Here is a 12,584-nt window from a genome sequence, read left to right as displayed (position 1 = left end):
ATCGTTTTTGGGTTAATCTGACGGCAAAATTTTAGACAGAATATATTTTATTAATAGACCTGGAACAAAAGAAACCAATAGCGGAATAAGCATTTCTAAATTCAAAAAACTACTTCTTCCTTGAAAATAAAAAGCACAAGCAAATGGCATAATCAATGCGGCAACTGTATAGCCCACCATTGCTGGAAGTGGATCTTCTTGATTTCCATAATAGCCGCAAAGACAAGCCGCTATAATAGCTATCAAAACCATCATGCCACTATTGTCTCCAAGTAAGCCAATAAGACTAGTGATAATGATTACAGCACTAAAAGCAATATTTTTCCTTTCTTCTGATTTTTTAGCTTCTTTGGTTTCTTCGTAAAGATCATCTTTATAACTTTTGACCACTTTTGCCAAAAGTTCTTTTGCATGAATAGGATCATAACCCAAGCGAATCAATTCAATAAGCTCAAAATTGGCATCAAAGGTTCCGTTACGAAGCTTTTTTTTCAACTCTTCGGTCTTCGAATAAGAAAATTCAGTTTGCATATGGTTAGTTTTGGGTGTGTTAAAAATACACCTTTTTTTAAATCAGCAACTAAATCCATGAAATTAATTAACAAGATAGTTCCTTGCAATTTGAAACTGTTTCAATTTGGAACAGCTTTTTTATTACTTTAAACATTTAACCTTTGTAACTTTGAGCCAATGAATCTTTGAACCTAAAAAAGAAAAAATGCTAGACGAAACTCCAAAACGATTTGACCGTATTGTTGCCATTCTGATTCAATTACAATCTAAAAAAATTGTAAAAGCACAAGAATTGGCCGATCGTTTTGATTGCAGTTTAAGGACCATTTATAGAGATATTCGAACGCTTGAAGCATCTGGAGTTCCCATTTATAGTGAAGCTGGAGTTGGCTATGCTTTGATGGAAGGCTACAGATTACCGCCAGTAATGTTCACGCGCGAAGAAGTAAGCAGTTTTATCGCCGCTGAAAAATTGATGCAAAAATTCACTGATCCCTCTCTCGGAAGCCATTATGCTTCGGCGATGTATAAACTGAAATCAGTTTTGCGAAGTACGGATAAAGATTATCTTTCCAATATTGAATCGCGCGTTGTCATGCAAACCGCTGAACCGATGTTTAATGATAATTCTCCAAATACTTTAGCGGTTCTTTTTGAAGGCATTGCAGAGAAAAAGCAAATTCTGTTAACCTATAAAACATACGAAAGAGACGAAACAACACAGCGAAATCTAGAACCTGTTGGAGTTTTTCATGATAATAACAATTGGTATTTCCTTGGCTATTGCCATTTGCGAAAAGATTACCGCCAATTTCGAACGGACCGAATTGAGAGAATTAAAAAAACAGATCTTGATTTTACAATCGAACATAATTCGCTGGAAACTTATTTGACGAAAACAGAAACTTGCCCAACGACAAAAGTTCGAATTTTAATTGATAAAAAAATCGCGAGATACCTGTCAACCGAAAGAAAATACCACGGTTTCATTTCGGAAAAAGAGGTTGACGGAAAAATTGAAATGACTTTTATGTGCCGCGATATTGAAAGCGGTTTTCCAAGATGGTTTTTAATGTTTGGTGATTATGCCACAATATTAGAACCCGAAAGACTTAAAACAAGAGCTTTAGAATTGCTGGAAGTCAACAGACAAAGGCTTTTATAGAAAAAAAACTCCTAAAGAAACTGTGTTGCATTAGGAGTTTTTTGTTTTTTATTGCTGATTTTTCACCACATTATAAAAATTATAATCGGTATTTGAAGCATCGGTGATTCCGACATTTCGACCAATGGTTACAATTTGTCCACGATGATAAGTTCCGTGATTTATCACTTGAATCAAGTAATCTGAAATTGGCAATTCGCATTCAAACCAAGGATTAGTAATCTTAACTTCTTTAATTAAATCTTCTTCAGACTTGGAGTGAATCAGATCTTTCAATCTTGAGGAGGAATCGAGCAATCCCGCAAATATTTCATCTTTCGACAATTCGCTTATATCTTTCTTTTGTGTCATTGAAGTTTCAGAAATAATCGAAAACCAATATTCTTCGGTTGCCCAAATATGATCCAAGGTTTTTATAATGCTCGGATAACTCGAAGCTACTTCGGCATAAAGCAATTCTTCTGATTTCGGCGAAAGCCAATTCACAAATTGTTGGTTTACCCATAAATTATAATCGGCAAAATTGGACATTATTCTTTTCAAACTCATAGTCTTTGATTTTAATTAAATGAAATTTTGTGGTTTTGAATGCTTATTGTCTTTCCCAGAAAAATGGTGGCTCAATATTCAAGGCTCTCAAATATACGTATGCTTGCCCACGGTGATGAACTTCATTATCAATAAAATACAAGATGTTTTGAATGATTGGAAATTCATATTGTCCAAAAAGATTGAAATTTTCGCTAAAATCTTCAATAGACAATTGTGCCCAATATTTATTGATTTCTTCAGTTGCTTCATCCCATTTTTCAAGATATTGCGCTTTAAAAATTAATTTTTCAGCTCCTTCCGTATACGGCTGAGCATCACGATTTACGATTCCTTTAAGCGCCGGAACTGCAATTGCCAAAAGTTCATCTACTAATTTTGAAAAAGGACGCATGCCGCCAATTGAAAATTCGAAGAAATCTTTCTCAGGAAAAAGTTCAATCAAGCGACGAGTCAAAGCTCTGTGTCCTTGCCAATGTTTCAATAAATCTTCTGATGTAATAACTTGTGCTTCTAAAGTTTTCATGGTTTTAAAGTTTTAAATTTTTAATACTTCAAAAGTAAAATGGGCTGGTGACAACAGTTTGTCAGCAGGAAAAAAAACTTTCTATTTTTTCTTTTAAATTTCAAAATTCATCTTTATAAAAAATCAAACATACATTTTAAATTATTGATTTTCATGTAATTAAGAAAAATCATTCGTACCTTTGCCTCCCCTCAGTCAATAAAATCAGAACTATGAGAGCATCTCTATTTCTATTTTTATTATTTTATTCGACTATATCTTTGTCACAGGGGATCATAGTGGACACGACTTCCTTGGGCATACCTCAACTGGTTCGGGAAGAATTAATGCAGAATGCCTGTGCAAATGAAAGCAACTTCAAATTTTCATCACATCAAGGTATTGGCAAATTCACCAATACAAACCCAAATTTCCCAATTTCGGAAGGTATTATTATTCGAAATGGATTAGCAAAATATACCGAAGGAACATATACCGGAAATAATGAAAGCAGTCAGCTGAATAATGCCGGCGATAGTGATTTGCAAGCCATAAGCGACGGCAATGGACAAACGGTTCCAATTACGGATGTAAGTTATCTTCAATTTGACTTTACCCCTTTGTCAAGCAATTTTAGTTTTGATTTTCTTTTTGCTTCGAATGAATATGGCGAATTTCAATGTGGTTTCAGTGATGTTTTCGCTTTTGTTCTAACCGATTTAACGACGGGAGTTTCCACAAATCTGGCTGTACTTCCTGGCACATCAACGCCTGTATCGGTCAAAAATATAAGGGACGAGCAATATAATTCTTCTTGTTTATCTGCAAATGCGAATTTATTTGATCATTATAACGTAAACAGTCCCACTGAATCGGCCATAAATATGAGGGGAGAAACCAAAGTATTAACGGCATCTTCAACTGTAATTCCAAACCGAACCTATAGCATAAAACTGGCCATTGGCGATTATAATGATAGCAGTTACGATTCGGCTGTTTTTATAAAAGGAGGAAGTTTCATGACATCAATGGATTTAGGCCCTGATCGAACAATTTGCGAAGGCGAAAAAATCACACTTCAATCTGGGTTAGTGGGAAATTACAATTATGTCTGGACTTTAGACGGAACAGTAATCTCGGGCCAAACAAGCAATTCATTGATTGCAGACAAATCTGGAACTTATGGCGTAACAGCAACACTTTCTGGCTGTATAATAAAAGATGAAGTTGTGATTACTGATTTGGTTATAAAACCCGCCAAAAATTTAATTGCCTGTTATACCTCAAACGGCATTTACAATTATGACTTAACCCAAAACAATGCTAGTACATTAGGCATTAATGCAGCAGAATATTCACTTTTGTATTTTCGCTCTTTGGCCGATGCAAATGCAAATGGACCTGCCATACCACAAAATCAATTGAATTCTTTTACAAGCGTCGGCAATCAAACCATATACATAAAAGCCGTATCAATCAATAGCAACAATACGTATTGCAATAATCTGACTTCATTTCAATTGCAAGTAACTGCTCCAATCAATATCACAAAGCCTCCAGATTTAAGTTTGTGCGACACCAATTCGGGAAGAGTACGAGTCGATTTGACTGTTCAGCAAAGCAGTATTCTAAACAGCTTAAATCCATCAGAATATAAAATCAGCTATCATACCAGTCAGGTTGAAGCAAATAATGGTTCAAATGCTATTTCAGATCCTGATGTTTTTATTACTTCCTTATCACAGTCACCGCAAACCATCTGGGTTAGAGTTGAAAACCTTCAAAATTCCTTCTGTTACCGAACCGTAAATTTCAATATCATTATTTATGCTCTTCCGCCTGTAAATGACATTCCAGATGTGATCGCCTGCAACAGTTATACATTGCCTCCAATAACTTTTGGTTTTTATTATACGGGACCAAATGGTACGGGAACACGACTGAATGCAGGAGATGTCATTACAAAATCTGGTGCTTACTACATTTACAGCGGGCCAAGCGCAAATAATTGTACCAATGAAAACACTTTTAATGTCACTCTTATCTATGAAATAGAATTTCCAAAGGAAGCTTGCGGAAAATATATTGTTCCGAATGTAATTGCTGGCGGATTTTTCACCGAACCTGGAGGAAAAGGAAATTCGATTCCACGCGGAACATCCTTTACAACAAGCCAAACCATATATTATTATGCCGTAATTGATGGCGCAGTTTGTAGCGACATAGCTGTGCCTTTTATTGTTCACCCTTTGCCGTTAGTAGATCAACCGAGCAATGTGGTTACTTGCGATTCTTATGTATTGCCTCCTTTGACAAATGGAAATTACTTTTCGTCGTCTGGCGGTCTAGGAACTCGTCTGAATGCAGGAGCAGAAATAACTTCCAGTCAAATGGTATATGTCTTTGCTGATGATGGAACATGTACAAATGAGCATTCTTTCAAAATAGACATTATTGATTCGCAACGCTATATTCCGATATCACAATGCGGCAGTTACACGTTGCCATCAATTGAAATAGGCGGTTATTTTGATAGTCCAAGAGGTCAGGGCAAAAGCATTCCAGCTGGGACAATTATCACTACATCTCAAACAGTATATTACTATACTACTACAACTACTTCTCCAAATTGTACTGATGAACTAAAATATCAAATCACGATCAAACCTTTGCCTTTGGTTGATACGCCCAGCAATAGATTGGAATGCGATCGTTATGTTTTACCTCCTTTGAATAATGGCAATTATTTTACAGATACAAATGGTGGCGGAACTCCCTTAAAAGCTGGAGATGTCATTACTACGACACAAACAATTTACGTTTTTTCAGTGGGGCCGGAATGCAACAACGAATCGAGTTTTGTAGTTGAAATTAGAGCATTACCTCCTGTAGATAATTTTACAGATGTGGTTACTTGTACCAATTTTAAACTCCCCAGATTAAAAGACGGACACTATTATACCGCTTCTGGAGGCCCTCATGGTTTAGGAAATCAACTTGCCGAAGGTACAGTTATTAGTACATCGCAAACGGTATACATTTATAATGAATGGCCTGATTTTACAAAATGCACCAATGAAACTTTTTTTAAAATCAATGTCAACGGAATCGATGTTGGAAATTTTGACAATATAAATACTTGTGACAACTATACGTTGCCTCCATTAAAATTAGGCAACTATTATTCTCAGCCTGGAGGAAAAGGTTCAATCATTCCTGCCGGAACAATATTAACAAACTCTCAAACCATTTATGTTTATGCCATAGTTGGAACTCGATTAACTTGTTCCAGCGAAAAGAGCTTTACAGTTACTATTTCATCAACACCAGTATTAACTCCAATTTCAGATATTGCGGTTTGCAAAAGCTTCACATTACCTCCACTAACTGCCGGAGTGTATTACAGCGGGCCAAATGCAACTGGAACTCGATATAACGTTGGTGATCAAATAACCACCACACAGCAAATGTACATCTACGTTGCCTCTGCAACAAATCCGAATTGTGTTTCACAGGATGATTTCAATATTACCATTTATCCTTTAAAAGATTTTGCAATAAAAAATGCCGTAATCTGTGTCGATTATCAAACAGGAACATTGCTTAAGTCCGCACAGCTGAATTCGGGACTTAACCCAAATGAATACACAGTCGACTGGTATTTAAACAACAATAAAATAGGCACCGGTCCTTCTTATACTGCAATTCAGGAAGGAATTTATACAGCGGTCCCCACAAAAACAGGCAGTGTTGTTGGCGCCGATTGTGGTTATAATGCCACTACAGTCACTGTCGAAAAATCTAGTCCAGCCATCGCAACCGTAACCGTGACAGATGCTTTTGAAGATGACATAGATATTATCGTAACCCTAACTAATGGTTTTGGAGTTTATGAATACCAATTAGATGATGGCGATTTTCAAACCAATACTGTTTTTTCTAATGTTGATTCAGGAGAACACGCTATTACGATAAAAGACACCAAAGGCAATTGCGACAACCTAATTTTATTTGCCAAAGTACTTAAATACCCAAAATTTTTCACTCCAAACAACGACGGCTACAATGACACTTGGAACATCAAAGATCTTGCTTCACAACCAGATGCCGTTATCAATATTTTCGACAGATATGGCAAATTCTTAAAACAGCTTTCTCCAGCAGGTCCTGGATGGGATGGCAATTACAATGGAAATCCGCTTCCTTCCTCGGATTATTGGTTTCAAGTTTTTTACAAACAAGACGATCTGACCCAAGTTTTCAAATCCCATTTTAGCTTAAAACGATAATGTTTTGGGTGTTTCCCTATCTTTCACATGGTCTTACAAGAGCATTTTTTTGCAAATTTGAGATTATTATTTTTCTATATTTGAACGAAAGAAAAAATTTGGATAGACGCGATTTTTACTTTTCTAAATTATTTTGAAAAAGATTTTCCTCACAATTTTAATTATAAACCTATGACAAAAAATAAATTTTACGTTCTATTAATGTGCTTTAACGCATTCATAACTACAGCACAAATGAATGGTTTACACAACACTTTAAAAGACTATAAATTGTATGGAAAAGTCAAAAGTATTAGTGAACATTATATGAAAAACGATGAAAATCCAGATGAATCAAACAAAATGCTCACCAATTATTTTGATGAAAAAGGAAGACTTACTCAACAAGACTCTTACCAAAATGGCAAATTAAATTCTTCTTCTAAATATTTTTATGGCATCAATGATTCAGTAGTAAAATATCAGTATTTTGACAATTTGAATCGTAAAACCCGCGAAACTGTATTTTTTTTCAATTCAAAAAACCTTAGAGAAAAAGAAATAAATTACAGCAATGATACTATCGAAGATCAGTACCAATATAAATACAATGAAAAAAACCAACAAATTGAAGTTGCTTATTTCATCTATAATAACACTTTAGGAAACAAAAGCACCAAAACCTACAATAGCAAAGGCTTACTTTACAAAAAAACAGATTTTGATGACAAAAATAAAATAGTAGCTGAAAGCACTAATAAATATAATCTTAAAAACCAATTAATTGAAAACCGCACAATTGACTTTAAAGATATAGACACCAAAATTCTTTATACTTATGATGCGATGGGAAATCAAAACTCTTCACTATCACTGAACAAAAACCAACAAATGATTTATCGTTTAGATTTCGCCTATGACAGTCATGGAAATCTCATTAAATCGGTTCAAAAAATGAATGTAGGCACAAGATTACTCGACATAACTGAAAGTTTAACGTATACTTTGGATGACAAAAACAATTGGGTAAAATCGATAAGGACTTCCAAAGACAAAAAAGGAATTAAAAAGCGTGTGATAGTATATTATTAAAAGACTTTTAATTTATTTCTTTTCTCTTTCATATAATCCAATCTTGAAATACTTTGTAAAGAAGAACTGCAACCCGTCTTTACAATTGCAAAACAAAAAAACTTCGCCTCTTTGTAGCTTTGTACCTTTGTACCTCAAAAAGAAAAAACCTTTGTACCTTTGCACCTAAATAACTTTGGAACTTTAAAAAAATGATTGAAGATAAAAATCCGCAACGTACCAGTATAGCACAATTAGGAGAATTTGGACTAATTGACCATTTAACGCGAAATTTTGATGTCACTCAAGAATCGACTTTAAAAAGTATTGGCGACGATGCAGCAGTTTTAGATTTTAAGGACAAAAAAACAGTTGTTTCTACAGATTTATTGATCGAAGGCGTACATTTTGATTTGGCGTATATGCCTTTAAAGCATTTAGGCTATAAGTCAGTGGTTGTAAATCTTTCTGATATTTGCGCCATGAATGCGAAACCAACACAAATTACGGTTTCTGTTGCTGTTTCAAATCGTTTTCCGTTAGAAGCTTTAGAAGAATTATTCGAAGGAATTACGCGCGCAGCAAAAGAATCTAAAGTAGATGTTGTTGGTGGCGATACTACCTCATCTCAAAAAGGACTAATCATTAGCATTACTGCAATTGGTGAAGCAGACGAAAATGAAATTGCATACAGAAACGGAGCCAAACAAACTGATTTATTAGTTGTAACTGGAGATATTGGTGCCGCATATATGGGATTACAAGTTTTGGAACGCGAAAAACAGGTTTTTCAAGTCAACCCAAACAGTCAGCCTGATTTAGACCCTTATACTTATTTAGTCGAAAGACAATTGAAACCTGAGGCACGTACAGATGTCCGTACACTTTTGCATGCCCTGGAAATAAAACCAACTTCGATGATCGATATTTCTGACGGATTATCATCTGAAATTATCCATATCTGCAAACAATCAAAAGTGGGATGTAATTTATACGAAGACAAACTGCCTTTAGATCCTCAGTTTATTTCTACTTGCGAGGAATTCAATATCGACAGTACAACGGTTGCTATTAATGGCGGAGAAGATTACGAGCTTTTATTTACGATTGACATTAATGATTTTGATAAAATAAAAGGAAATCCAAACTTTTCAATTATCGGGCACATGACAGAAGAAAACGAAGGAATTCATCTTGTCACTCGTGCCAATACAAAAATTGCTTTAAAAGCCCGCGGATGGGATGCTTTAAGTGAATAAAATCGAAAAAATCCAAATTCCAAATTCCAAATTCCAATTAAGGGAAAATCCTAAAAAATAAATTCCAAATTCCAACCTTTAGATTATTGGAATTTGGAATTTTTTATTTGGAATTTACATTTTAAAAAAGTCCTTTGCTTTTGGCTTCTCGAACAAGTTCTTCATCAGAACCGCTTCTTATTTTAAGCAATTCTTTCAGATTAAGTTTTCGTTTTTCAATTGCTGCGAAAGAAATTGGTATATAATGTGATATTTCCTCTGTTCGTGTTCCTTTTGACAAATGAAATAAAATCTGTTTATCAAATTCATCAATTTCAATCGAATTATGAGGCGCCTGATTCAACATCTTAACTACTGATTGGCTATAATATTTTTCATTCTTCATCACTTTATCAAAAGCAAAAAGAAGTTCATCAAAAGTCAAATCATTTTTGATAATAAGTCCGTTTGGGTTGATTGTCCTGATAATCGTTTTGATTTTCAAAAGTTCTGTGTACATCGTAAGCAAAATTATTTTGCAATGCGGCATCTTTTTTAAAATCAATATTGCCAAATCTTCTCCAGAATAAAGCTCTTTTTCTTCATAGGCTGGCATGCTAATATCTAAAAAAGCAATATCAAAGTTTGGAGTTGCTTCACGTTCCAGCAAATCATAAGCCGATCTGCAGTCGTAAGCCTGAGCAATATGAAAATCATATTCCTTTGGATTATAACGCGTAATAGCATTTTTATATCCCTCAATAATAAAGGGATGATCGTCGACAATTAAAATATTTCGCGTGATTAAGTGCGAAATTGGAGCAGTTAAATCAAATGTCATTATTATGCAGGTTAATTTTTTGATCGATTGGGACTTTCACAATGAGAAGCGTTCCTTCTCCTTTGGCAGATTTTATAGTAACTGTACCCTTACATTCTGTGGCTCTATATTGAATATTATGCAATCCTATTCCATTTTTGGTTCTTTTTGTATTGAAACCTTTTCCGTCATCAGTAATAGAGAGAACTAAATAATTTATTTCACTTTTAAAATCAACTGTAATTGTATCTGCATCTGCATATTTATTACAATTTTGAAGTGCCTCTTGTATAATTCTGTATAAATTAATTTTGACCGCGTTGCTAACAAGATCCCATTTTATGTGAGAATCAAAAGTCGTAATTAATTTTGAATCATACGTGTTTCTCTGATTTTCAAATAGTTTCATCAGGATTGCGACAAAATTATTAATTAATTCCGATTTTTCTCTATTTAAGTCATGCGAAATTTCACGTATATCTTCTTCAATATGCTTGAGTTCAGTCAGATATTTTTTTCGTTTTGCTCCCGCTTGGGCTTCATCAACTTTATCAAGGCTATCCAAGCTGATTCGTACCCCAAACATTCGGCCTAAAACACCATCATGCAATTCTTGTGCAACCTTTTTCTTTTCTTTGATTCGAGTTGACTCAATTTCATTTTGCTGCGAAATCATCAAGTTGTAAATATCTTCATTCGCAATTTGTTGCTGTTGTTTAAAAAGTAATTCTCTGTTTTTTGCTTGCTGTGTCTTATAAACATAAAAAAACAAACCTACCAAAGTACAAATACTGAACACATAAATCAACGTTCTGTTTTTTTCCTGAAGATTTGAATTCTGATCTTTTATTTCATTGGTTTCATATTCAATGCGCGAAAATTTCTCTCCCATTTTTCGCTCCGATTTCAGCATTTTTTCATTCAAATTAAAATATTCCTTTGAGTAAACCGATGCATTTTGGGGATCGACAACAGCAATTTGCTTAAGCGCTTCTAAGGTATTTTTTACAATACCTAAATTTCTAGCTTGCACCAATGATTGTTTTGAATACTGTATAGCCTTAAAAGTATCTTTTTTAAAAGCATAAAATTCAGACAAATGAATTCTGCTTAAAATTGATGCTGATTTCAATCCCAAACTATCTCTTATTTTCATCGATCTTTCAAACTGGTCTGGAAGTCCTGTAAAATCTCTTAGTTTAAATTTAGAATAAGCAAGATTGTCTAACAACATTGCATACAGAACATTTTTTTCCTGAAATAGGTTTTTCTGATTCAAACCTAATTGAAAGTATTTTTTTGCCTGTTCGTAATCGTTCAAATTGATATAAACGAATCCGATATTATTTAATGAAGTCGCTTCTAATTGCAACTCTCTTGGAATATCTTTATCCTTTAAAACCGCTATTGCTTTTTTATGATATTCTAGAGATTTATCATATTCCTCCCGATCATTATATAATATCCCAAGAAGATTATAGCATTCATAAAGCAAATCGCTTACTTTTTTTTGCTTCTTTAAAATGCTCAAAGCTTTAAAAACCGCGATTTCACTTTCAAAAAAGTCTCCTTCATTATATTGGAGGCTTGCTTTGCTTAAAAAAGTCTGAGCAAGATTGTAGGAATCATTGATTCTAAGATAAATTTTTTGAGCTTTAAAAAAATTCAAAAAAGCACTATCTGCAATACTCTGCGAACTGTAAAAATCGCCCAAGTAAGTGTACGCTTTCCCAATACTAACCGAATCCTTCGCAGTTATAGATCGTTCTAAAACCAACTTTGTTATATTTCGGTATGACTTGAGATCATTCATGTTATAATACCGATTAGCGATTCTAAACAGATTTACTCTATTCATCGAATCATTGTTTTTATCAATAACAAGATTGTATGCTTTTAGCGTATATTTTTGTTTGAGATCATAGGGCAAATTAATATCATTTGCCAAAGACAAATAAGTCGACAAACTGTCGTCTTCTGAAATTTTTCCTTTATCAAGGTTAGTTTTCTTGTTGCATCCGAGCAAGATGAGAAATAAAAACAGTAATATTTGCGAAGTTTTTTTCAATGTCTGTTTTTGAATTTTACCAAAAATAGTAAAAGTACAGACACAAAAAAAGGCTGTCCTCGTTTGGCAGCCTTTTTTTGTATAATGGAACTTGGTTTTTAGTCAAGTTTTATAGTATTTCCTAAAGATTGTCTGTCTTGACGAAATCCTTCAGATTGATTATTTTTTAAATCATTTGTAGTTGTGTGAAAATCAACTTTTCTACCACCATCACGTCCAGTTGACTGTCCACCGATAATAGTATCTTGTTGAGCAGAAGTTGTTATTGGAGCTGCAAAAGAAGTTGCTACTACTACTAAAGAAAATAATCCGAATGTTAAAGCTGTTTTTTTCATGACCTGAGGTTTTAAATGTTTTTGATTTTTTTGTCTTTGGGGCTGACTCGCT

Annotated in this window: 10 protein-coding genes; 4 read left to right on the top strand and 6 right to left on the bottom strand. The window is 34.1% G+C overall.

What is annotated here, in order from left to right; all coding sequences use genetic code 11:
• Positions 1-12: 12 nt before the first annotated feature.
• Positions 13-531 carry a hypothetical protein gene (locus tag AAYQ19_RS17840; RefSeq protein ID WP_343538118.1) on the bottom strand — a complete coding sequence of 173 codons (519 nt, stop codon included), beginning with the start codon at positions 529-531 and terminating at the stop codon, positions 13-15.
• 187 nt (positions 532-718) lie between these two features.
• Here AAYQ19_RS17840 and AAYQ19_RS17835 point away from each other — a divergent pair, with 187 nt between their 5' ends.
• Positions 719-1,678, top strand: coding sequence for a helix-turn-helix transcriptional regulator (locus AAYQ19_RS17835; protein WP_343538115.1), 960 nt, complete (start codon positions 719-721; stop codon positions 1,676-1,678).
• 48 nt (positions 1,679-1,726) lie between these two features.
• Here AAYQ19_RS17835 and AAYQ19_RS17830 read toward each other — a convergent pair whose 3' ends face one another.
• Positions 1,727-2,227, bottom strand: a complete 501-nt coding sequence (locus tag AAYQ19_RS17830; protein WP_343538114.1) for a DinB family protein — start codon at positions 2,225-2,227, stop codon at positions 1,727-1,729.
• Between the two features lie 43 nt (positions 2,228-2,270).
• Complete coding sequence (locus AAYQ19_RS17825) at positions 2,271-2,753, bottom strand: DinB family protein (RefSeq protein ID WP_343538113.1); 483 nt, start codon at positions 2,751-2,753, stop codon at positions 2,271-2,273.
• Between the two features lie 278 nt (positions 2,754-3,031).
• Between AAYQ19_RS17825 and AAYQ19_RS17820 the strand changes: the two genes are divergently transcribed.
• The 3 genes from AAYQ19_RS17820 (at position 3,032) to thiL (ending at position 9,330) form a co-directional block, all read left to right on the top strand.
• The gene (locus AAYQ19_RS17820; protein WP_343538112.1) at positions 3,032-7,021 is read left to right on the top strand and encodes a choice-of-anchor L domain-containing protein; all 3,990 of its coding nucleotides are present in this window, start codon (positions 3,032-3,034) and stop codon (positions 7,019-7,021) included.
• A gap of 171 nt (positions 7,022-7,192) precedes the next feature.
• Positions 7,193-8,092, top strand: coding sequence for a hypothetical protein (locus AAYQ19_RS17815; RefSeq protein WP_343538111.1), 900 nt, complete (start codon positions 7,193-7,195; stop codon positions 8,090-8,092).
• 191 nt (positions 8,093-8,283) lie between these two features.
• Complete coding sequence (thiL, locus tag AAYQ19_RS17810) at positions 8,284-9,330, top strand: thiamine-phosphate kinase (protein WP_343538110.1); 1,047 nt, start codon at positions 8,284-8,286, stop codon at positions 9,328-9,330.
• A gap of 121 nt (positions 9,331-9,451) precedes the next feature.
• Here thiL and AAYQ19_RS17805 read toward each other — a convergent pair whose 3' ends face one another.
• The 3 genes from AAYQ19_RS17805 to AAYQ19_RS17795 all read right to left on the bottom strand — a co-directional run bounded on the left by AAYQ19_RS17805 (position 9,452) and on the right by AAYQ19_RS17795 (position 12,532).
• Positions 9,452-10,150: a response regulator gene (locus AAYQ19_RS17805; RefSeq protein ID WP_343538108.1), complete on the bottom strand. Its 699-nt coding sequence runs from the start codon at positions 10,148-10,150 to the stop codon at positions 9,452-9,454.
• Positions 10,140-12,197, bottom strand: coding sequence for a tetratricopeptide repeat-containing sensor histidine kinase (locus AAYQ19_RS17800; protein ID WP_343538106.1), 2,058 nt, complete (start codon positions 12,195-12,197; stop codon positions 10,140-10,142). The genes AAYQ19_RS17805 and AAYQ19_RS17800 overlap by 11 nt, the downstream gene beginning before the upstream one ends.
• A gap of 98 nt (positions 12,198-12,295) precedes the next feature.
• Positions 12,296-12,532: a hypothetical protein gene (locus AAYQ19_RS17795; protein WP_343538105.1), complete on the bottom strand. Its 237-nt coding sequence runs from the start codon at positions 12,530-12,532 to the stop codon at positions 12,296-12,298.
• Positions 12,533-12,584: the final 52 nt, after the last annotated feature.

The organism is Flavobacterium mesophilum, from assembly GCF_039581405.1.
Taxonomy (GTDB): Bacteria; Bacteroidota; Bacteroidia; order Flavobacteriales; family Flavobacteriaceae; genus Flavobacterium.
This window is presented reverse-complemented; position numbering and strand designations above follow the sequence as displayed.